Origin of the sequence: Streptomyces sp. NPDC127100, from assembly GCF_042724095.1 — a bacterium.
Classification (GTDB): Bacteria; Actinomycetota; Actinomycetes; order Streptomycetales; family Streptomycetaceae; genus Streptomyces.
Map to the genome: position 1 here is coordinate 1 of NZ_JBHXFL010000054.1, position 19,305 is coordinate 19,305.

22 protein-coding genes are annotated in these 19,305 nt (G+C 73.5%); 15 read left to right on the forward strand and 7 right to left on the reverse strand.

The window, feature by feature from the left end:
• Positions 1 to 112: 112 nt before the first annotated feature.
• Positions 113 to 1,075, reverse strand: a complete 963-nt coding sequence (locus tag ACFWJB_RS31505; protein WP_386926481.1) for an LLM class F420-dependent oxidoreductase — start codon at positions 1,073 to 1,075, stop codon at positions 113 to 115.
• A 155-nt stretch (positions 1,076 to 1,230) separates the two neighbouring features.
• On the opposite strand from ACFWJB_RS31505, the gene ACFWJB_RS31510 reads away from it, so the two are divergent.
• From ACFWJB_RS31510 to ACFWJB_RS31570, 13 genes are all read left to right on the forward strand, one after another.
• Complete coding sequence (locus ACFWJB_RS31510; protein WP_386926483.1) at positions 1,231 to 3,327, forward strand: FAD-dependent oxidoreductase; 2,097 nt, start codon at positions 1,231 to 1,233, stop codon at positions 3,325 to 3,327.
• The gene (locus ACFWJB_RS31515; RefSeq protein WP_385462990.1) at positions 3,324 to 5,171 is read left to right on the forward strand and encodes a transketolase; all 1,848 of its coding nucleotides are present in this window, start codon (positions 3,324 to 3,326) and stop codon (positions 5,169 to 5,171) included. Before ACFWJB_RS31510 ends, ACFWJB_RS31515 begins: the two co-directional genes overlap by 4 nt.
• The gene (gene ligD, locus ACFWJB_RS31520) at positions 5,168 to 6,112 is read left to right on the forward strand and encodes a non-homologous end-joining DNA ligase (protein ID WP_385462987.1); all 945 of its coding nucleotides are present in this window, start codon (positions 5,168 to 5,170) and stop codon (positions 6,110 to 6,112) included. Before ACFWJB_RS31515 ends, ligD begins: the two co-directional genes overlap by 4 nt.
• Positions 6,113 to 6,225: 113 nt before the next feature.
• A complete protein-coding gene (locus tag ACFWJB_RS31525) occupies positions 6,226 to 6,618 on the forward strand; it encodes a gas vesicle protein (protein ID WP_386926486.1) in 393 nt (130 codons plus the stop codon).
• 58 nt (positions 6,619 to 6,676) lie between these two features.
• Positions 6,677 to 7,114, forward strand: coding sequence for a gas vesicle structural protein GvpA (locus ACFWJB_RS31530; RefSeq protein ID WP_385462981.1), 438 nt, complete (start codon positions 6,677 to 6,679; stop codon positions 7,112 to 7,114).
• Positions 7,111 to 7,884 (forward strand): GvpL/GvpF family gas vesicle protein, encoded by a 774-nt coding sequence (locus tag ACFWJB_RS31535; protein ID WP_385462978.1) that lies wholly within the window; start codon positions 7,111 to 7,113, stop codon positions 7,882 to 7,884. The genes ACFWJB_RS31530 and ACFWJB_RS31535 overlap by 4 nt, the downstream gene beginning before the upstream one ends.
• A gap of 5 nt (positions 7,885 to 7,889) precedes the next feature.
• Positions 7,890 to 8,153 carry a gas vesicle protein GvpG gene (locus ACFWJB_RS31540; RefSeq protein ID WP_385462975.1) on the forward strand — a complete coding sequence of 88 codons (264 nt, stop codon included), beginning with the start codon at positions 7,890 to 7,892 and terminating at the stop codon, positions 8,151 to 8,153.
• Positions 8,150 to 8,803, forward strand: a complete 654-nt coding sequence (locus tag ACFWJB_RS31545; RefSeq protein WP_386926489.1) for a DNA primase — start codon at positions 8,150 to 8,152, stop codon at positions 8,801 to 8,803. The genes ACFWJB_RS31540 and ACFWJB_RS31545 overlap by 4 nt, the downstream gene beginning before the upstream one ends.
• A complete protein-coding gene (locus ACFWJB_RS31550; protein ID WP_386926491.1) occupies positions 8,803 to 10,077 on the forward strand; it encodes an SRPBCC family protein in 1,275 nt (424 codons plus the stop codon). The genes ACFWJB_RS31545 and ACFWJB_RS31550 overlap by 1 nt, the downstream gene beginning before the upstream one ends.
• Entirely contained in the window at positions 10,074 to 10,403 is a 330-nt protein-coding gene (locus tag ACFWJB_RS31555; protein WP_385462967.1) for a gas vesicle protein, read from the forward strand. The genes ACFWJB_RS31550 and ACFWJB_RS31555 overlap by 4 nt, the downstream gene beginning before the upstream one ends.
• Positions 10,400 to 11,239: a GvpL/GvpF family gas vesicle protein gene (locus tag ACFWJB_RS31560; protein ID WP_385462964.1), complete on the forward strand. Its 840-nt coding sequence runs from the start codon at positions 10,400 to 10,402 to the stop codon at positions 11,237 to 11,239. Before ACFWJB_RS31555 ends, ACFWJB_RS31560 begins: the two co-directional genes overlap by 4 nt.
• Entirely contained in the window at positions 11,236 to 11,418 is a 183-nt protein-coding gene (locus ACFWJB_RS31565; RefSeq protein WP_077799359.1) for a gas vesicle protein, read from the forward strand. Before ACFWJB_RS31560 ends, ACFWJB_RS31565 begins: the two co-directional genes overlap by 4 nt.
• A 1-nt stretch (position 11,419) precedes the next feature.
• Entirely contained in the window at positions 11,420 to 11,713 is a 294-nt protein-coding gene (locus tag ACFWJB_RS31570; protein ID WP_385462960.1) for a gas vesicle protein K, read from the forward strand.
• 37 nt (positions 11,714 to 11,750) lie between these two features.
• Here the strand turns inward: ACFWJB_RS31570 and ACFWJB_RS31575 are convergent, their stop codons facing one another.
• On the reverse strand, positions 11,751 to 12,572 hold the full coding sequence (locus ACFWJB_RS31575; RefSeq protein ID WP_386926494.1) for a methyltransferase domain-containing protein: 822 nt from the start codon (positions 12,570 to 12,572) through the stop codon (positions 11,751 to 11,753).
• Positions 12,573 to 12,727: 155 nt separating this feature from the next.
• A complete protein-coding gene (locus tag ACFWJB_RS31580) occupies positions 12,728 to 14,242 on the reverse strand; it encodes a bifunctional phosphatase PAP2/diacylglycerol kinase family protein (RefSeq protein WP_386926496.1) in 1,515 nt (504 codons plus the stop codon).
• Between the two features lie 123 nt (positions 14,243 to 14,365).
• Between ACFWJB_RS31580 and ACFWJB_RS31585 the strand changes: the two genes are divergently transcribed.
• Positions 14,366 to 15,985 carry an ABC-F family ATP-binding cassette domain-containing protein gene (locus tag ACFWJB_RS31585; protein ID WP_385462952.1) on the forward strand — a complete coding sequence of 540 codons (1,620 nt, stop codon included), beginning with the start codon at positions 14,366 to 14,368 and terminating at the stop codon, positions 15,983 to 15,985.
• A 19-nt stretch (positions 15,986 to 16,004) separates the two neighbouring features.
• On the opposite strand, the gene ACFWJB_RS31590 is transcribed toward ACFWJB_RS31585, so the two are convergent.
• A complete protein-coding gene (locus tag ACFWJB_RS31590) occupies positions 16,005 to 17,129 on the reverse strand; it encodes a Vms1/Ankzf1 family peptidyl-tRNA hydrolase (protein ID WP_386926499.1) in 1,125 nt (374 codons plus the stop codon).
• Positions 17,130 to 17,189: 60 nt separating this feature from the next.
• On the opposite strand from ACFWJB_RS31590, the gene ACFWJB_RS31595 reads away from it, so the two are divergent.
• Entirely contained in the window at positions 17,190 to 17,468 is a 279-nt protein-coding gene (locus ACFWJB_RS31595; RefSeq protein ID WP_385462946.1) for a DUF6158 family protein, read from the forward strand.
• 115 nt (positions 17,469 to 17,583) lie between these two features.
• Here the strand turns inward: ACFWJB_RS31595 and ACFWJB_RS31600 are convergent, their stop codons facing one another.
• The 3 genes from ACFWJB_RS31600 to ACFWJB_RS31610 all read right to left on the reverse strand — a co-directional run bounded on the left by ACFWJB_RS31600 (position 17,584) and on the right by ACFWJB_RS31610 (position 19,064).
• Positions 17,584 to 18,123 carry a type 1 glutamine amidotransferase domain-containing protein gene (locus ACFWJB_RS31600; RefSeq protein WP_385462943.1) on the reverse strand — a complete coding sequence of 180 codons (540 nt, stop codon included), beginning with the start codon at positions 18,121 to 18,123 and terminating at the stop codon, positions 17,584 to 17,586.
• Positions 18,124 to 18,217: 94 nt separating this feature from the next.
• On the reverse strand, positions 18,218 to 18,649 hold the full coding sequence (locus ACFWJB_RS31605) for a CBS domain-containing protein (protein WP_386926502.1): 432 nt from the start codon (positions 18,647 to 18,649) through the stop codon (positions 18,218 to 18,220).
• 22 nt (positions 18,650 to 18,671) lie between these two features.
• Entirely contained in the window at positions 18,672 to 19,064 is a 393-nt protein-coding gene (locus ACFWJB_RS31610; protein WP_385462937.1) for a DUF2795 domain-containing protein, read from the reverse strand.
• Positions 19,065 to 19,305 lie beyond the last annotated feature (241 nt).

A 19,305-nucleotide genomic window follows, 5' to 3' on the forward strand; every position in this document is an offset into this window, starting at 1 on the left:
GTTTGCTTTTGCTTATCCGCCCCCCGCCGGGCGTGCGCACCCCCCGCCCTCGCGGGCGCCCCCCGGCGGGCCCCGGGGGCGGCCGCCGCCGTGTGCGGAGGGGTGTCGCCGGTCAGCCGCTCTCCTGGAGCCGCGGCAGCACCTTCGTGCGGTAGAAGTCGAAGAAGCCGCGCATGTCGGGGCCGATCTGGTTGACGTAGACGCGGTCGAACCCGGCGTCGGCGAACTTCCTCAGCTCCGCCACGTGCTCGTCCGGGTCCTCGCCGCACACCCGGTTCTCACGCACCATGTCCTCGGTGACCAGCGTCTGCGCCTGCTCGAAGTGCTTCGGCGAGGGCAGCACCTGGCCCAGCTCGCCCGGCAGCAGCTCGTTGGCCCACAGCCGGTGCACGGTCCGCACCGCCGCGTCCCTGTCGGTGTCGTAGCAGACCTTCGTGCCCCCGCTGACCAGCTTGCCGCCGCCTCCGCCCTTGCGGTACTGCTGCACCATCGAGGCGTCCGGCATCATCGTGATGTAGCCGTCGCCCACCCGGGACGCCAGCGCGGTCGCCGCCGGCCCGAAACCGGAGATGTCGATCGGGATGGGCTCCTCGGGGACCGTGTACAGGCGGGCGTTCTCCACCGTGTAGTGCGTGCCGTGGTGGTTGACCTCCTCGCCGGTGAACAGCCGGCGCATGATCTGGACGGCCTCCTCCAGCATCTCCAGGCGCACGTGCGCGGCCGGCCAGGCGTCACCGAGGATGTGCTCGTTGAGCGCCTCGCCGGTGCCGACCCCGAGCCGGAAGCGGCCCTGCGTCATCACCGCGCTGGTCGCCGCCGCCTGCGCCACCACAGCCGGGTGGGTGCGCACGGTCGGGCACGTCACCGCCGTCTCGACCGGCAGGGACACGGCCTCGGACAGCGCGCCGATCACCGACCACACGAACGGGCTCTGCCCCTGTTCGTCGTTCCACGGGTGGTAGTGGTCCGAGATCCACAGTGCCTGGAACCCGGCCTGCTCGGCCATCCGGGCCTGCTCGATCAGCTCCGCGGGGCCGTACTGCTCGCAGGAGAGGAAATAGCCGTACTCGGGCATGGGCTGCCTCCAGGACGCGGGGCGGGTGGGTCCCGCCCCGAGTACCCGGGCGCCGGTCGGGAAACCGGAGGCGCGGGCCCGCCGGCGACGTTTGGGCACCCCGGCCAAGGGGACGCGGAAGGCTCACGAGGTACGCGACAGCCCGGAGGCGCACCGTGAGCCGACCCCGCATCGTCATCGTCGGCGCCGGCTTCGCCGGGTACCGGACGGCCCGCACCCTGTCCCGGCTCACCCGGCACCAGGCCGACATCACCCTGCTCAACCCGACCGACTACTTCCTCTACCTGCCCCTGCTGCCCCAGGTCGCCGCCGGCGTCCTGGAACCGCGCCGGGTCACCGTGTCCCTGTCGGGGACCCTGCCGCGCGTCCGGCTGGTGCTCGGCGAGGCCGACGGCGTCGACCTGGACGGGCACACCGTGCACTACACCGACCCGGAGGGCGGCGAGGGCACCCTGCGCTTCGACCGGTTGGTGCTCGCCGCGGGCAGCGTCAACAAGCTGCTGCCGATTCCCGGCGTCGCCGAGCACGCCCACGGGTTCCGCGGGCTGCCGGAGGCGCTGTACCTGCGCGACCACGTGACCCGGCAGGTGGAGCTGGCCGCCGCGGCCCGGGACCGCGCGGAGTGCGCGGCCCGGTGCACCTTCGTCGTCGTCGGCGCCGGGTACACCGGCACCGAGGTCGCCGCGCACGGCCAGATGTACACGGACGCGCAGGTCCGCAGGCACCCGATGCGCACCGGCATGCGGCCCCGCTGGATGCTGCTCGACATCGCGCCGCGCGTCCTGCCCGAGATGGACGAACGGCTCTCCCGCACCGCCGAGCGGGTGCTGCGGCAGCGGGGCGTCGACGTGCGGATGGGCACGTCGGTGAAGGAGGCCACCCACGACGGGGTCCTGCTGACCGACGGCACGACCGTCGACACGCGCACGCTGGTGTGGTGCGTGGGCGTGCGGCCCGATCCGCTCGTGGAGTCCCTCGGACTGCCCATGGAGCGCGGCCGGCTGCTGGTCGATCCCCACCTCCAGGTGCCGGGGCGCCCCGAGCTGTTCGCGTGCGGCGACGTGGCGGCGGTGCCGGACCTGGCCAACCCCGGCGGATACACGCCGATGACCGCGCAGCACGCCTGGCGGCACGGCAAGGTCTGCGCCCACAACGTCGCCGCGTCGCTCGGCATCGGCGGCGAGCGGCGGCCCTACCGCCACCGTGACCTGGGCTTCGTCGTGGACCTGGGCGGCGCCAAGGCCGCGGCCAACCCGCTCGGCGTCCCGCTGTCCGGCGCGGCGGCGGGCGCGGTCACCCGCGGGTACCACCTCGCCGCGATGCCGGGCAACCGCGTCCGGGTCGCGGCGGACTGGCTGCTGGACGCGGTACTGCCCCGGCAGGCCGTGCAGCTGGGTCTCGTACGGTCCTGGTCGGTGCCGCTGGAATCGGCGTCGCCCGAGCTGGCACGGGTCCCGGCGGGGGCGGCGCCGCGCCGGACGGAGGACACGACGACGGGCCCCGGGCCCGGTGACGCGTCGGACCGGCCCCACGCCGGCCCCGGGCGGGACACGCCGAGCGGCGACACCCCGGCGAGCCGACGGGCCGGCAGCGGCCCCGAGCCGGGCGGTGAGCCGGCAAAGAACCAGCCGGGTGGTGAGCCCGCGAAGGGCCAGCCGGGTGGTGAGCCGGCGAAGGGCCAGCCGGGTGGTGAGCCGGCGAAGGACCAGCCGGGTGGTGAGCCCGCGAAGGACCAGCCGGGTGGTGAGCCCGCGAAGGACCAGCCGGGTGGTGAGCCCGCGAAGGGCCAGCCGGGTGGTGAGCCCGCGAAGGGCCAGCCGGGTGGTGAGCCCGCGAAGGGCCAGCCGGGTGGTGAGCCCGCGAAGAATCAGCCCGGTGGTGAGCCCGCGGGGGGCCGGCCCGCCGAGGCGCCGGCCGCGCCCGGCCCGCCGAAGCCGGCTCCCCCCAAGCCGGCTCCCCCCAAACCCGGCCCCGCGGGCGGGCGGGGCAGGCCGGGTGCGGCCGGGGCGCCCAAGCCCGGACCGTCGGGCGTCCGGACCAAGCCCGGTCCGGCCGGAGCCCGGGGCAGGCCCCGGCCCGCCGCCGGCGGCCGTGTCAGGCCGCCGTCCTCCGGCGCCTCCGCCCCGACCCGCTCCGCCACCGGTCCCGCCGACCCCGGACCCGAACCGCCGGCCGACCAGCCGCCGCCCGGCCCCGGCATCGCCCCCGGTCCCGTCAAACGCACCGACGGACCCTACGAAGGAGACTCATGAACACCGGTGAACTCGTCGAACTCGGACAGCAATTGCGCGTCGACAGCGTGCGCGCCGCCGCCGCCGCGGGCTCCGGGCACCCGACGTCCTCGCTGTCCGCCGCGGACCTGATGGCGGTACTGCTCGCCAACCACCTCCGCTACGACTTCCAGCGCCCCGCCCACCCCGGCAACGACCGCTTCGTCCTCTCCAAGGGACACGCCTCGCCCCTGCTGTACTCCGCCTACAAGGCGGCCGGCGCCATCGACGACGAGGAACTGCTCACCTTCCGCAAGCTGGGCAGCCGCCTGGAGGGACACCCCACACCCCAGCGGCTCCCGTGGGTCGAGACGGCCACCGGTTCGCTGGGCCAGGGCCTGCCCGTCGGCGTCGGCATCGCCCTGTCCGGCAAGCGGCTGGACCACTCCGACTACCGGGTGTGGGTGCTGTGCGGGGACAGCGAGATGGCCGAGGGATCGGTCTGGGAGGCCGCCGAGCACGCCGGACACGAGAACCTCGACAACCTCACCGTGATCGTCGACGTCAACCGGCTCGGCCAGCGCGGTCCCACCCGGCACGGCCACGACCTGGACGCCTACGCCCGCCGCTTCAGGGCCTTCGACTGGCACACGATCGAGATCGACGGCCATGACGTCGACGCCGTCGACCGCGCCTACGGCGAGGCACTGTCCACCAGGGGCCAGCCCACCGCGATCATCGCCCGGACCCTCAAGGGCAAGGGCGTGAAGGCCGTGGAGGACCGTGAGGGCCAGCACGGCAAGCCGGTGCCGGACGCCGACGAGGCGATCGGGGAACTCGGCGGCCCGCGCGACCTCACCGTCCGCGTGCACGAGCCGCCGTCCGCGCGCGCCCTGCACTCGGCCGGCTCCGGCCGGCTCGAACTGCCCCGCTACGAGAAGGGCGACGAGCTGGCCACCCGCAACGCCTTCGGCGAGGCGCTGGCCGCGCTCGGCACCGCCCGCGGCGACGTCGTCGCCCTCGACGGCGAGGTCGGCGACTCCACCCGCGCCGAGTTCTTCGCCAAGAAGCACCCCGAGCGCTACTTCGAGTGCTACATCGCCGAGCAGCAGATGGTCGCCGCAGCCGTCGGCATGGCGGCCCGCGGCTGGGTGCCGTACGCCACGACGTTCGCCGCCTTCCTCACCCGTGCCTACGACTTCGTCCGCATGGCGTCGATCAGCGGCTCGGACCTCAACCTCGTCGGCTCCCACTCGGGCGTCGCCATCGGCCAGGACGGGCCCAGCCAGATGGGCCTGGAGGACCTGGCCATGATGCGGGCGATCCACGGCTCCACCGTGCTCTGCCCGTGCGACGCCAACCAGACCGCCCGTCTCGTCGCCGGGATGGCGGAGCTGGAGGGCATCCGCTACCTGCGCACCTCCCGGGGCGAGAGCAAGGTGATCTACGGGCCGGACGAGGAGTTCCCCGTCGGCGGCAGCAAGGTGCTGCGTTCCTCGGACCGCGACCGGCTGACCGTCGTCGCGGCGGGCGACACCGTGCACGAAGCGCTGGCCGCGGCCGACGCCCTCGCCGAGGAGGACATCGCGGTCCGCGTGATCGACCTGTACTCGGTCAAGCCGGTGGACCGGGACACCCTGCGGCGGGCCGCCGAGGAGACCGGCTGCCTGATGTCCGTGGAGGACCACCGGGAGGAGGGCGGCATCGGCGACGCGGTCCTCGACGCCTTCACCGACGGGCGGCCGGTGCCCCGCCTGGTCCGGCTCGCCGTACGGACGATGCCCGGCTCGGCGTCGCCGGACGAGCAGCTGCGCGCGGCGGGCATCGACGCCGACTCCATCGCGGCGGCCGGGCGGCTGCTCGTGGGGGAGGCGGTCGTCGCGTGAGCCGTGACGCCGTACGCACCGTCCGGGCCGGCCGGCACACCGTGGAGGTGCACCGGCCCGGCAAGGTGCTGTTCCCCGCCGGGGACGGCCGCGACGGGAACGGCGGCGCCGAGGGGTACACCAAGGGCGACCTCGTCGACTACTACCGGGCCGTCGCCCCGTTCATGCTGCCGCACCTGCGGGACCGCCCGCTGATGCTGGAGCGGCACCCGGACGGCGTGGACGGCCCCCGGTTCATGCAGAAGAACACCCCCGAGCACTACCCGGACTGGATCCCCCGCGTCGAGGTGGCCAAGGAGGGCGGCACCGTCCACCACACCGTCTGCGACGACACCGCCACCCTCGTGTACCTCGCCGACCAGGCCGCCCTCACCCTGCACCGCTGGCAGTCGCGGGCCGGGCGCGCCGACCGGCCGGACCGGATGGTCTTCGACCTCGATCCGGCCGGTGACGACTTCCCGCGGGTCCGCGAGGCGGCCGGGCTGCTGGGCGGCCTGCTCGACGAGCTGAGGCTCCCCTCGGCCCTCATGACCACCGGCTCCCGCGGCCTGCACGTGATCGTCCCTCTGAAAGGCGAGCAGAACCACGACGAGGTAAGGGAGTTCGCCCGGGACGTCGCCGACACCCTGGCCGCCGCGCACCCCGACCGGCTCACCACCGCCGCCCGCAAGAAGGACCGCGGCGACCGGCTCTACCTCGACATCCAGCGCAACGCCTACGCACAGACCGCGGTGGCGCCCTTCTCCGTCCGGGCGCTGCCCGGCGCGCCGGTGGCGACCCCCCTGTCGTGGGACCAGCTGGACGACCCCGGCCTGCACGCCCGCCGCTGGACCGTCGCGGACGCCGTCGACCAGGCACGCACCCGGCCCTGGGCCGGGACCATGAGCCGCGCGCGGTCCCTGGCCCCCGCCCGGAGACGGCTGGACACCCTGCGCGGCTGAGCGCCGCACGGCCGGGACGACGGCCGCTCCGGTTGCGCGGACGTGTGGCACATGCATGGGCCCGTGGAGGTTTGGCGAACACACTTGCGGCCACACGGGAGGGAGAGGTGGCCATGTCGAACACGAACAACACGTCCGAATCACAGACCCGACAGCAGAGTTCACGAAAAACACAGAGTTCTCAAAAGTCACAGGACTCACAGGACGCACAGGAAACGCAACAGGCACCGAAGGCGCGTCGGCCCCGGCCGATGGAGATCCTCCGCGAGGCGCGTGCACAGCTCGCGGAGCTCACCGGGATGACGGCGGAATCCGTGTCGTCCTTCGAGCAGACGGAGGAGGGCTGGTCGCTGGAGGTCGAGGTCCTCGAGCTCGAGCGCGTGCCCGACACGATGAGCCTGATGGGCAGCTACGTGGTCGAACTCGACCCGGACGGGCAGCTCACCGGCTACCGGCGGGTCCGGCGCTACGAGCGGGGACGGGCCGACGCCCGCGGCGGGCGCTGAACCGCCCGTCCGGCACCCACGCACACACACCCACGGAACGAATGGAGGGACAGCCGGCATGACTGTGGTTCCGGCACAACAGACCGGCGGCGGAGGCGGCAGCAGCGGCCTCTACGACGTTCTCGAGCTCGTACTGGACAGGGGGCTCGTCATCGACGCATTCGTGCGCGTCTCCCTGGTCGGCATCGAGATCCTCAAGATCGACGTCCGCGTCGTCGTCGCGAGTGTCGACACTTATCTGCGCTTCGCCGAGGCGTGCAACCGGCTCGACCTGGAGGCCGGTCCGCGCAAGGACCCGGGCCTGCCCGACCTGGTCGGTGAGATGACCGAGTCCGGTGCCCGTGGCAAGTCCAAGGGGGCGCTGTCCGGCGCCGCCGAGACCATCTCGGACGCGTTCAAGCAGGGCCGTGACGAGAGCGGCTCCGAGCGGGAGACGTCCTCGCGCCCGCGCGCCCGCAAGACCGCGTCTTCGCGCCGTAAGGAGGAGCAGGAGTGAGCACGTACGTCTACGGCATCACCGCCGGGTCCCACCCCGCGCTTCCGGAAGGGCTGACGGGCGTCGGCGCGCCGCCGCGGGAGGTGCGCATCCTCAAGGAGGGCGACCTGGCCGCGGTCGTCAGCGACGCGCCCGAGGACCTGCGCCCCAAGCGCCGGGAACTGCTCGCCCACCAGAACGTGCTCAGTGAGGCCGGGGCGGCCGGCTGTGTCCTGCCCATGCGCTTCGGCAGCGTCGCACCGGACGACAACGCGGTCACCGGAGTACTGGCCGAGCGGGCCGAGCACTACCAGGAGCGTCTGCGGGCCCTGGACGACCGGGTCGAGTACAACATCAAGGCCAATCATGTCGAGGAAGCCGTGCTCCACCACGTGATGGCCGACAACCCGGAGATCCGCGCCCTCGCGGAGTCCAACCGGCAGTCGGGCGGCGGCAGTTACGAGGACAAGATTCGGCTCGGCGAGATGGTCGCCGCCGCCGTCAAGGACAAGGAGTCCGAGGACGGCACCGCGCTGGAGCGCGCCCTGCAGCCGGCCGCCGACGCCGTCAGCGTCGGCCCCGAGTCCACCGGATGGCTCGCCAACGTGTCGTTCCTGGTGAAGCGCGAGTCGGCCGAGGAGTTCCTGGCCGCCGTGGAGCGGGCCCGCAGGGAGATGCCGCACCTGGAGGTGCGCGTGAACGGGCCGCTGCCGCCGTACAGCTTCGTCGAGCCCGGCCCGGCCGAGCCCGCGGGCACCGCGGCCGGTGGCGCGGACGCCGGAGCGGGGTGACGACAGTGGGACTTTTCTCGGAGATCCTCCTGCTGCCGCTCGCCCCGGCGCGCGGCGGCGGCTGGGCCATCAGGCAAGTGCTCGCCGAGGCCGAGCGCATCTATTACGACCCCTCCACTGTCCGGGCCGAACTCGCCCGTCTCGAGGAGCGGTTGGAGGCCGGGGAGATCACCGAGGAGGAGTTCGACCAGGAGGAGGACGTGCTCCTGGACCGGCTGGAGATCGCTACGCGTTACAGCGCGGGATTGGGCAAGGGGACGGCGCCATGAATCGAACGGGACTGGGCCTCGCAGTAGGGGCCGGCTATCTGCTGGGACGTACGAAGAAACTCAAAATGGCGATCGCCGTGGGCACCATGGTGGCCGGCAAGAAGCTGAATCTGACCCCGAAGGGGATCGCGGAACTGGTCTCCACGCAGCTGCAGAACAATCCGCAGTTCAAGGAGATCGGGGACCAGCTGCGCACGGATCTGCGGGGCGTGGGCAAGGCCGCCTCGGGAGCCATGGTCGAGCGGCAGATCGGCGCGCTCGCCGACCGTCTCCACGGGCGCACCGCCGAGGTGCGCGGCCAGCTCTCCGGCGAATCCCGCGACTCCGAGGACTCGCAGGACGCGGAGTACGAGGACGAGGAGCAGCGGGACGACGACCGGCGGGACGAGGACCGGCGGGACGAGGCGGACGAGCCGGACGAATCGCAGGAGTCCGGGCGCCGCCGCGAGCGTCCCGTGAAGAAGGCGTCCGAGACGGCCCGCGGGGCGGCGAAGAAGGCACCCGCGAAGAGGCCGGCCAAGAAGGCCGCCGCCAAGGCGCCCGCGAAGAAGACGGCCGCCAAGCGGGCACAGCCCGCCAAGAAGGCGGCCGGCAAGAAGGCCCCCGCCCGCGGCGCCGGGTCCCGGCAGGCGAAGGGCGGTGGTGAGTGATGTCCGACACCCTCGGATCCGCGGCCTCCACGGCAGGCAAGGCCGCGAAGAAGAACCCGCTCACCGACGTGGCCCAGAGCGAGGCGGCCGACCGCCTGAAGGCGGAGGTGCAGGACTACCTCGCCGCCCAGGCCACACGGTTGCTCACCGGCGTCGGCCGCAAGCTCGGCGAGACCACCGGGAAGCTGAACGACATAGCCGACGGCAACAGCCCCGGCTTCGCCAAGCTCGCCCTCGACGGCGGACGCAAGCTCGCCGAGGGCAAGAGCCCGATGCGGGCCGCGCTCGAGGTCGGCGCCGGCAAGGTGAAGGACAACGTGGTCGGCGCCTTCAAGAACCTGGGCGGCGGCAAGGGGAGGAAGAAGGGCGGCGGCGGTCAGAAGCCGACCGTCATCATCGAGTACGTCGATGTCGGCGTACCCCTGCGCACGGCCTACGACCAGTGGACGCAGTACCAGGACTTCAGCACCTTCGCCAAGGGCGTCAAGAGCGCGAACCGCGCCGACGACACGACCTCCGACTGGCAGCTGAAGGTCTTCTGGTCCAACCGGAGCTGGAAGGCGAAGACCACCGAGCAGGTGCCCGACGACCGGATCTCCTGGACGTCCGAGGGCGCTAAGGGCACCACCAAGGGTGTGGTCAGCTTCCACCAGCTCGCCGACAACCTCACCCGCGTCATCCTGGTCATCGAGTACTACCCGAGCGGCCTGTTCGAGAAGACCGGCAACATCTGGCGCGCCCAGGGCCGCCGGGCCCGGCTGGACCTGAAGAACTTCGTCCGCCACATCACCCTCAAGGGCGAGGCGGAGGACGGCTGGCGCGGCGAGATCCGCGACGGCGAGGTGGTCCGGAGCCACGAGGACGCGCTGGAGGAGGAGCAGAAGCAGGAGCAGGAGGAGGGCCAGGAGGGCGAGGAGGACCGCGAGGACGAGGAGCCCGAGGCCCGCGAGGACGACGAGCAGGACGAGGACGGCGAGCCCGAGGAGTCCGACGAGGCGGAGGACGCCTACGAGGACGACGAGCACTACGACGACGAGGACGACGAGGACGCTCCGTACGCCGAGGAGGAAGCCGAGGAGGAAGAGGCGGAGGAGGCGCCCGAGGAGTCCGAGGAGTCCGGGGAGCCCGCGGACGAGGACGACTACGAGGAGGAGCCCGAGGGAGAGTACGAGGAGGAGGAGGACGGCGGCGACGCCGACGCCGAGGGCGAGTACGAGTCCCGTGGTGAGTACGAGGACGAGGACGAGTACGCCGGCCGCGGGAGCAGTCGATGACCACTCCCAGCCGGCTGCCCGACCCCTATGGCCAGGGACAGAGCGCCAATCTCGCGGACATCCTGGAGCGGGTGCTCGACAAGGGCGTCGTCATCGCGGGCGACATCCGGATCAACCTGCTCGACATCGAGTTGCTGACGATCAAGCTGCGGCTCATCGTCGCCTCCGTCGACAAGGCCAAGGAGATGGGCATCGACTGGTGGGAGAGCGACCCGGCGCTCTCGTCGCGCGCCCGGCGCGACGAACTGACCCGGGAGAACGCGGAGTTGCGTGAGCGGCTGCGGGAGCTGGAGGCGGGACGCGTACCGAGGGAGGAGGAGCGATGACGGCACTGCGGTACGTCTACGCCGTCTGCCGGCCCTTCGACGTCCCCCTCCAGTCCCAGCTGGCGGGGGTGGCGGGCGACCCGCCCAGGCTGCTGACCCATCACGGCCTGGTCGCCGTGGTCAGTCACGTGCCCGAGGCCGACTTCTCGGAGGAGGCGCTGCGGGCCCGCCTGGAGAACATGGACTGGCTCGCCGGGACCGCCCGCGCCCACCAGCAGGTCGTCGACGCGCTCACCGTCGTCACCACGCCGCTGCCGCTCCGGCTGGCCACCGTCTTCCGGGACGACAGCGGCGTCCGCGTGATGCTGGAGGAGCGGGAGGACGACTTCCGGCGCATCCTCGACCGGCTCCAGGGCCGGGTCGAATGGGGTGTGAAGGTGTACGTCGAGACGGAATCCGGGCAGCGGAACGGTCCGGCGGAGCCCGAGCCGAAGCCCGCCACGGGCCGTGACTACCTGCGGCAGCGGCGCATGCGGACACGGGCGCACGAGGACCAGTGGACCCGGGCCGAGGAATTCGCGACGCGCCTGCACGCGAACCTGTCCGACCGGGCCGACGACGCACGGCTGCACGCGCCGCAGAACCCCGCCCTCTCCGGCGCCGCCGGACGGAACGTCCTCAACGCCGCCTATCTGGTGCCGCGGGACGTGTCCGAGGAGTTCGTGGAGATGGTGGACCGCACGAAGGACGACACCCCGGGCATGCGCGTGGAACTCACCGGCCCGTGGGCCGCCTACTCCTTCGCAGGGGACGAAGCCGCCGAGGAGCGGGGCTCCGGCGCGGAGACCGCCGGCGGGAGGACGGCGGACGCCGAGGTCGCGGGGGAGGAGTCATGACCGTCGTCGAACGGCGTGAGATCGCCCTCGTGGACCTGCTCGACCGGCTGCTGGCCGGCGGCGTGGTCATCACCGGCGACATCACGCTGCGCATCGCGGACGTCGACCTGGTCCGTATCGACCTCAACGCGTTGATCAGCTCGGTCAACCGCAACGTGCCGTCGCCGTTCGGGGACTGACGTGAGCGAACAACCGGAACGCCGCAAGCACCTCGACCTGGACCCCGACACGGTCGAGCGCGACCTGATCAAACTCGTGCTGACCGTCGTGGAGCTGCTGCGCCAGCTCATGGAGCGCCAGGCGCTGCGCCGCGTCGACGAGGGCGACCTGAGCGAGGAGCAGGAGGAGCGGATCGGGCTCACCCTGATGCTGCTCGACGACCGCATGACGGAACTGCGCGACCGCTACGGGCTGCGGCCCGAGGACCTGAACCTGGACCTCGGACCACTGGGACCGCTGCTGCCCCGGGAGTGAGCCTCCCGGGGCGGCGGCCCCCACCCCCGGCCGTCCGTCAGGCCTCCTTCCGGCACAGGATCTCGCCGTGCAGGACGGCGAACCACCCGTCCGGCCGGCGGCCCCACTCCCGCCAGGCCGCCGACACGGCCCGCAGCTCCTCCGCCGTCGCGTGGCCGCCCTCCGTGGCCCGCTCGGCGAACGCGGAGGCCAGCGTACGGTCCGCCCACAGGCCGCTCCACCACTCCCGCTCGTCCGGCGTCGAGAAGGTCCAGGTGGCCGAGGTCGCCGTGATGTCCGTGAACCCGGCCTCCAGAGCCCAGGCCTTCAGCCGGCGCCCCGCGTCCGGTTCGCCCCCGTTGGCGCGGGCCACCCTGCGGTACAGGTCCAGCCAGCCGTCCATGCCGGAGGAGGCGGGATACCAGGTCATGGCGCCGTAGTCCGAGTCGCGCACGGCGACGAACCCGTTCGGCCGCACCACCCGCCTCATCTCCCGCAGCGCCTGCACCGGGTCGCCCACGTGCTGGAGCACCTGGTGGGCGTGGACCACGCAGAACGTGTCGTCCGGGTAGTCCAGGGCGTGCACGTCGGCGACCGCGAAGGCGGTGTTGGGCAGGCCCCGCGCGGCGGCGGTGGCGCGGGCCCGCTCCACGATCTCCGGCGACCGGTCCACACCCGTCACGTGCCCGTCGGGCACCAGCTCCGCCAGGTCCGCGGTGATGGTGCCGGGGCCGCAGCCGATGTCCAGGATCCTCATGTGCGGCTTCAGCGAGCCGAGCAGGTAGGCGGCCGAGTTGGCGGCGGTGCGCCAGGTGTGCGAGCGCAGCACGGACTCGTGGTGTCCGTGCGTGTACACGGCGGTCTCCTGCGGTCTGGACATGGCCGATCCCCTCTGCGCGACTGCCCGACGCCCCGGTGCGCGGGGTACGGCGACCCCGCCCGGCGGCAGGACCAACCGTACGCCCGTGCACCACATGATGAGACCGGCGTCTCAGTATGCGGTCTGATGCTCCGTCGGGCGAGATCGTCGCCGCGTCAGGAGGCCGGGTGGGAGGACCGGGTGCCCGTCAGCGGCCGGTAGACGGTGAGCGCCTCGGGCAGCTTCTCCAGCGTCAGATCGCCCTGCGTCTCGGTGATCTCCCCGTCGTACGCCAGGAGCGTGCCCGGCGCGACACCGGTCAGCCGGAGCCGGCTCACCTGCACCGCCGCGTGGGCGGGGGAGCGGGTCAGCGGCCCGGCGAGGGCCGCGGAGAGCAGCCGCAGGGCCGGCCGGCGGCCGCCGTGCACCACCCGGATGTCCAGCTGCCCGTCCGCCAGGTCCAGCCGGCGGCCGGGAGCGAGGCCCATCCGGTGGTACGTGCCGTTGCCCGCGAACAGCATCCACAGCGGGCGCCTGCGCCCCTGCACCTCGGCCTCCAGCGGATGCCGGTCGGCGCGCAGCACCCGCACCGCCGCGAGCACCCCGGCCGGCCAGCCGCCGATCCGGGGCGACCAGTGCTCCCGCTCGCGGACCAGCTCCGGGTACACGCCGAGACTGAAGGTGTTCAGGAAGATGCCGCGCTTCCGGCCGGAGGTGAACCGGCCGACGTCCACGCGCACGCCCTCCCCGCCCTCCAGCGCCCGGCACAGGTCCTTGACGTCCTCCACGCCCAAGTCGTAGGCGAAGTGGTTGAGCGTGCCGCCCGGCAGCACGGCCAGCGGTACGCCGTGCCGCATGGCGATCTCCGCGGCGGCGTTCACGGTGCCGTCGCCGCCGCAGACGCCGAGCACCCGGGCGCGGCCCGCCGCCTTCTCCAGCTCGGCGCCGACGTCCTCCGGCGCGCTCTCGACGACCTCGGCCCCGGGCAGCGCGTCGCACAGCGCGCGCACCCGGTCCGCGGTGCCCGAGGCGGTGTTCGCCACCATCACCAGGCCCTCGCCCCCGGGCAGTGCCGGCAGCTCCGCGCGCGGCCTGGCCGGCGGGATGAGCTGGGCCCGGGTCGGCACCATGCCCCGTACGGCGAACGCCGCGCCCGCGCCCAGCGCCGCCCCGGCGAGCACGTCGCTCGGGAAGTGCACACCCGTGTAGACCCGCGAGAGGGCCACCGCGGCGGCCACCGGCGCCACCGCGGCGCCCCACGCCGGCGACTCCAGCGCGACGCCGGCCGCGAACGCGGCGGCCGACGCGGCGTGCCCCGACGGGAACGACGTGGTGATCGGCTGCCGCTTCAGCTGCCGGACCACCGGCACCGGGTCCAGCACCGGCCGCGGGCGGCGGACCGAGCGCTTGCCGAGGGTGTTGATCGTCAAGGAGGCCAGGCTCAGCGAGGCGAGACCCCGGACGGCGGCGCGCCGGGACCGCGGCGTGCGGGCCGCGGCCAGCGCGGCGGCGGCGGCGAACCACAGCACGCCGTGGTTGGCGCCGCGGCTGAGCCGGGGCAGCAGGGGGTCGGCGCCGGGCCAGTGCCGGGCGGCGACCGCCTCGAACACGCGCTGGTCCAGCCGCAGCAGGCCGTCGCGGACCGGGTGCGGGCCGGGCGTCGGGACGGTGAGGTCTACATCGGGGCTCATTCCTCCCGCCTACCCGGCGGACGCCTTTTCCTGCCGGTGGCGAACCGCACCCGTCCGGGTACCGCCGGTCCCGGCGGAAACGTATTTGCCCGGCAGGCGGCCCGAGCCGCACAATCCGTTCCCATGGGTCATCTCGAAGCCGCGCACCTGGAGTACTACCTCCCCGACGGGAGGGCGCTGCTCGGCGACGTCTCCTTCCGGGTGGGGGAGGGGGCCGTCGTGGCCCTCGTCGGACCCAACGGCGCGGGCAAGACGACCCTGCTCCGCCTGCTCGCCGGGGAGCTCAAGCCGCACGGCGGGACCGTCACGGTCGGCGGCGGGCTCGGGGTGATGCGGCAGTTCGTGGGCTCCGTGCGCGACGAGACGACCGTGCGCGACCTGCTGGTGTCGGTGGCGCAGCCCCGCATCCGCGAGGCCGCGCGCGCCGTCGACGCCGCCGAGCACGCCATCATGACCGTCGACGACGAGGCCGCCCAGATGCGCTACGCGCAGGCCCTCGCCGACTGGGCCGAGGCCCAGGGGTACGAGGCCGAGACGCTGTGGGACATCTGCACCACGGCCGCGCTCGGCGTCCCCTACGACAAGGCCCAGTGGCGGCAGGTGCGCACGCTCTCCGGCGGCGAGCAGAAACGGCTCGTCCTGGAGGCGCTGCTGCGCGGCACCGACGAGGTGCTGCTGCTCGACGAGCCGGACAACTACCTGGACGTGCCGGGCAAGCGCTGGCTGGAGGAGCGGCTGGCCGAGACCCGCAAGACCGTGCTGTTCGTCTCCCACGACCGGGAGCTGCTCGCCCGCGCCGCCCAGAAGATCGTCTCCGTCGAGCCCGGCCCCGCGGGCGCCGACGCCTGGGTGCACGGCGGCGGCTTCACCACCTTCCACGAGGCGCGCCGCGAGCGATTCGCCCGCTTCGAGGAGCTGCGCCGCCGCTGGGACGAGAAGCACGCGCAGCTCAAGAAACTGGTCCTGACGCTACGTCAGGCCGCCGAGAACAGCCACGACATGGCCTCCCGCTACCGGGCCGCCCAGACCCGGCTGCGCAAGTTCGAGGAGGCCGGGCCGCCGCCCGAGCCGCCCCGCGAGCAGGACATCCGGATGCGCCTGAAGGGCGGCCGCACCGGCATCCGCGCGGTCACCTGCGAGAACCTGGAACTCACCGGCCTGATGAAACCCTTCGACCTGGAGGTCTTCTACGGCGAACGGGTCGCCGTCCTCGGCTCCAACGGCTCCGGCAAGTCGCACTTCCTGCGCCTGCTCGCCGGGGACGACGTGGCCCACAGCGGCCACTGGAAACTCGGCGCGCGTGTGCTGCCCGGCCACTTCGCGCAGACCCACGCGCATCCCGAGCTGCTGGGCCGCACCCTCCTGGACATCCTGTGGAAGGAACACGCCCAGGACCGGGGCGCCGCGATGTCCCGGCTGCGCCGCTACGAGCTGACCCAGCAGGCCGAGCAGACCTTCGACAGGCTCTCCGGCGGCCAGCAGGCCCGCTTCCAGATCCTCCTGCTGGAACTGGAGGGCGTCACCGCCCTGCTGCTCGACGAGCCGACCGACAACCTCGACCTGGAGTCGGCCGAAGCCCTCCAGGAGGGCCTGGAGGGCTTCGAGGGCACGGTCCTCGCGGTCACCCACGACCGCTGGTTCGCCCGCTCCTTCGACCGCTACCTCGTCTTCGGGAGCGACGGCCGCGTCCGCGAGACGCCGGAGCCGGTCTGGGACGAACGGCGGGTGGAGCGGGCCCGGTAGCCGGCCGGGGCAGGGGGCGTCACCGCCAGCGCAGCAGTGCGCCGAGGCCGCCCACCGGCGCGTCGTCCGCCGCCTCCTCCTGCGACCGGGCCGCCGTCACCGAGATCGCCGGAGCACCGGTCATCACCGCCGACCGCAGCAGCGCGTCGTCCGCGCGGGCCGACCAGGAGTTCTGCTCGCCGAGCGTCCTGAGCTCCGTACGGCGCACCGCCAGCTGGTCGGCGTCCTCGCCGATCCACACCTCGCGGTGGGTGTCGGGACCGTCCGGGATGATCAGCAGCTCGTCGATGCGGTGCTCCCGGGCGGCATCGATCAGCGCCGGTACGCCCTCCGCCGCGGCGGCCCGGCCCTCGCCGTCGGGTGAGCGGGCGGCCAGGAACCTGTCCAGGTCGTCCCGCGCCCGCGAGCGCACGTGGTCCTCGCGCAGCCGCTCCACGTCGGCGTCCAGCAGCCGGCTGCCCGCGCCGTGCGCGGCTTCCACGACCCGGTCCTGCAGCCGCTTGGGCAGCCGCTCGTGCACCGACCGCCGCTCGCGGTCGTCACCGACCAGGATCAGCAGGTCGGCACCCGTCTCCTCCTGGCACACGGCGAGCGCGTCCGCGATCTCCGCCGCGTTGTGCTCCCAGGTGTTCTCCACCCGCAGCTGGAAGTGGCGCTCCGACCAGTCGGAACTGCTCGTGCGGTGCACGGGCCACGGCCGGCCGGTCACCGAGCCCGCGTCCCGGCTGCCCAGCGCGCTGCGCAGCTCGAAGTCGGCACCCTTGCGGTCGATGTACGCCACGACGCACACGGGATCCTCGCCCGCCAGCTCCAGCAGCGGCGCCACGCGCGGCAGCGCCGCCCAGTGGGCCTCGGTGCCCCCCTGCGGGGGACGCGCCAGCGGCGGGTCGAGCACCACCTCGCCGGCCCGCGCGAACAGCGCCCGCCCGTGCGGGTCGCTGGAGTGGCGCAGTCCGTCCACGGCCTCCCGCACCGCCCGGCAGGTCGCGTCGTCCGCGCCCTGTGCGGCCAGCTCCCGGGCCACCGCGGCGGCCGTCAGTTCACGCTCGTGGGGTGTGTCCTCGGTGTGCTGGGAGAGGTCGACGTACACGGAGGCCCAGGGCCCCTGGTGTTCGTAGAGTGGATGCAGAAAGGCGAGTTCCATGGCTCCCTCCCGGATGCCGCTCGGGGGTGGTAGTGCTTCCGGGGCGGGTACCCGGACCGCATGAACGAACACGACACGCGGGACGGCGCCCCGGCCGGAGTGGACCCGGGCCGTCTGGACGACCAGCAGCTCATGAAGGAGCTGGAGACCATCCACCGCACGCGCCACGACACCCTGCTGTACGGGTCGAACGACGCACTGCGGGCCCACAACGAGCGCATGGCGCAGCTCGAGGGCGAATGGCTGCGCCGCAACCCCCGGCGTCCGGTCGCCGCGGGCCGCACCCGCGAGGGCGCCCGGGAGCGCACCTCCGGCGAGAGCGCCGCCCCCGGCGCCTGAAGCACGCGGCCCCGGCCACCGGCCCGGCGGTGCCCGCGTGCGGCGAACGCGCACGGGCCCGGCCGGCCCACACGTCGGGAACGCGCGGCCGGCCGGGCCCGTGCACGGCCGGAGCTCAGCCGGCCTTGGCGAACTCCGCGAGGAACGTCTCGCAGAACGCCTTGAGATCGTCCGGCTTCCGGCTGGTGACCAGGATGTTGTTGCCGTGGTCGCAGACCTTCACCTGCTCGTCCACCCAGGTGGCGCCCGCGTTGCCGAGGTCGGTCCGCAGGCTGGGCCACGAGGTCATCACCCGTCCGCGTACGACGTCCGCCTCGACGAGCGTCCACGGGGCGTGGCAGATCGCGGCCACCGGCCGGCCCTGCTCGAAGAAGTCCTTCACGAACGCCACGGCCTTCTCGTCCATCCGCAGGAAGTCCGGATTGGCCACGCCGCCCGGCAGGACCAGCCCGCCGAACGAGTCGGCCGACGTGTCGCCCACCACCTCGTCCACCGGGAACGTGTCCGCCTTGTCGAGGTGGTCGAAGGCCTGGATCTCACCGGACTGCGTGGAGACGAGCACGGGCTCGTGGCCCGCGTCCTTCGCCGCCTGCCACGGCTCGGTCAGCTCGACCTGCTCCACGCCCTCGGGTGCGGTCAGAAATGCGATGCGCATGTGGTTCGTCTTCCTTTCTGCGCCCGCCGGCGGGTGGCGCCGGCCGGCGCGCGTGTCACGTTCGGTCGCGGGGCCGCGGCCCCGCGGGTCGCTGTCAGGTGCCGTCCCTCGCGTCCGGCTCCGCGCGGCTGATGTCGGCGAGCGCCGAGGCGGGGTCCCGGGCCTCGGCCAGATCGCCGAGGCTCACCATCCCCACCGGCAGCCCGTCCTCCACGACCGGCAGCCGGCGCACGGCGTGCTCACGCATCAGCGTGACGGCGTCCGCCACCGGATCACCGGGGGAGACCGTCAGCGGATCGGGGGTGCAGACCGCGCGGACGCTCACCGCCATGGGGTCGGTGCCGTCCGCCACGGCCCGCACGGTGATGTCCCGGTCGGTCAGCACTCCCACGACCTCCTGGCCGTCCGCGACCACCACATCACCGATGTTCTGCGTGCGCATCAGCTGCGCCGCCTCGACGAGGGAGGAGTCCGGGCGGACGGCGACCACACCCGGAGTCATGACGTCCCTCACGTACTCGGCCATCACGGCCCGCCCTTTCCGGCGCCTACGCGCCCTCGGGCCCACCGCTCTCGGTCAGGGCGACGGCCAGTTCCTGGACGTTGTCGTAGCGTGCCTTGTCCGGCAGGCGTTCCATGCCCTCGACGAGGGCGTCGGGCGCGTTGCCGCGGCGCAGGGCGCGGCCCAGCTCCCGGGGACCCGCGGGGAAAGTGCCCCGGGTCAGGTTCCGGGCCAGTTCCAGGCGGAGCGCCTCCAGGTACGTCGGCCCGCGGCCCGGCGTCACCGGCCCGTGCATGACCTCCGGATCGTCCTCGGCGGTCGGCTCCGGGTCGTTCCACTCCTCACTGCGGGTGGGGCGCCCGGACCTGAGCAGACCCTGCAGTTCGTGCTTCATCTCGTCGTCGCGGTGGACGCTCATCCGGTCACTGCCTCGCTGCATGTCTCCCTCCACATCCTCAGGGGGTGCGGACCGCGTACCCGGCCACCGACGGCCGACACGGATTCACCCGGACACGTCGGGCCGGATTCGCGCGGACACGCTACGTGCGGCCGCAGGCACCCCGGGTTCGTCCGGCGGGGCGGGGCAACCCGGCCCGCGCCACCACCCGCCGCGGTCGCCGTCGGCTGCGTCGCCCGTACCGGGACCCGGCCGCGCCGGGATGTTTGGGGCCGGGGTGCGG

What these genes read in the sequence shown, in the direction of transcription:
- ACFWJB_RS31505 (WP_386926481.1), bottom strand. Translation starts at nt 1,075, where the DNA reads ATGCCCGAGTACGGCTATTTCCTCTCCTGCGAGCAGTACGGCCCCGCG.
- ACFWJB_RS31515 (WP_385462990.1), top strand. Translation starts at nt 3,324, where the DNA reads ATGAACACCGGTGAACTCGTCGAACTCGGACAGCAATTGCGCGTCGAC.
- ACFWJB_RS31525 (WP_386926486.1), top strand. Translation starts at nt 6,226, where the DNA reads ATGTCGAACACGAACAACACGTCCGAATCACAGACCCGACAGCAGAGT.
- ACFWJB_RS31530 (WP_385462981.1), top strand. Translation starts at nt 6,677, where the DNA reads ATGACTGTGGTTCCGGCACAACAGACCGGCGGCGGAGGCGGCAGCAGC.
- ACFWJB_RS31545 (WP_386926489.1), top strand. Translation starts at nt 8,150, where the DNA reads ATGAATCGAACGGGACTGGGCCTCGCAGTAGGGGCCGGCTATCTGCTG.
- ACFWJB_RS31550 (WP_386926491.1), top strand. Translation starts at nt 8,803, where the DNA reads ATGTCCGACACCCTCGGATCCGCGGCCTCCACGGCAGGCAAGGCCGCG.
- ACFWJB_RS31555 (WP_385462967.1), top strand. Translation starts at nt 10,074, where the DNA reads ATGACCACTCCCAGCCGGCTGCCCGACCCCTATGGCCAGGGACAGAGC.
- ACFWJB_RS31560 (WP_385462964.1), top strand. Translation starts at nt 10,400, where the DNA reads ATGACGGCACTGCGGTACGTCTACGCCGTCTGCCGGCCCTTCGACGTC.
- ACFWJB_RS31565 (WP_077799359.1), top strand. Translation starts at nt 11,236, where the DNA reads ATGACCGTCGTCGAACGGCGTGAGATCGCCCTCGTGGACCTGCTCGAC.
- ACFWJB_RS31575 (WP_386926494.1), bottom strand. Translation starts at nt 12,572, where the DNA reads ATGTCCAGACCGCAGGAGACCGCCGTGTACACGCACGGACACCACGAG.
- ACFWJB_RS31580 (WP_386926496.1), bottom strand. Translation starts at nt 14,242, where the DNA reads ATGAGCCCCGATGTAGACCTCACCGTCCCGACGCCCGGCCCGCACCCG.
- ACFWJB_RS31585 (WP_385462952.1), top strand. Translation starts at nt 14,366, where the DNA reads ATGGGTCATCTCGAAGCCGCGCACCTGGAGTACTACCTCCCCGACGGG.
- ACFWJB_RS31590 (WP_386926499.1), bottom strand. Translation starts at nt 17,129, where the DNA reads ATGGAACTCGCCTTTCTGCATCCACTCTACGAACACCAGGGGCCCTGG.
- ACFWJB_RS31595 (WP_385462946.1), top strand. Translation starts at nt 17,190, where the DNA reads ATGAACGAACACGACACGCGGGACGGCGCCCCGGCCGGAGTGGACCCG.
- ACFWJB_RS31600 (WP_385462943.1), bottom strand. Translation starts at nt 18,123, where the DNA reads ATGCGCATCGCATTTCTGACCGCACCCGAGGGCGTGGAGCAGGTCGAG.
- ACFWJB_RS31605 (WP_386926502.1), bottom strand. Translation starts at nt 18,649, where the DNA reads ATGGCCGAGTACGTGAGGGACGTCATGACTCCGGGTGTGGTCGCCGTC.
- ACFWJB_RS31610 (WP_385462937.1), bottom strand. Translation starts at nt 19,064, where the DNA reads ATGCAGCGAGGCAGTGACCGGATGAGCGTCCACCGCGACGACGAGATG.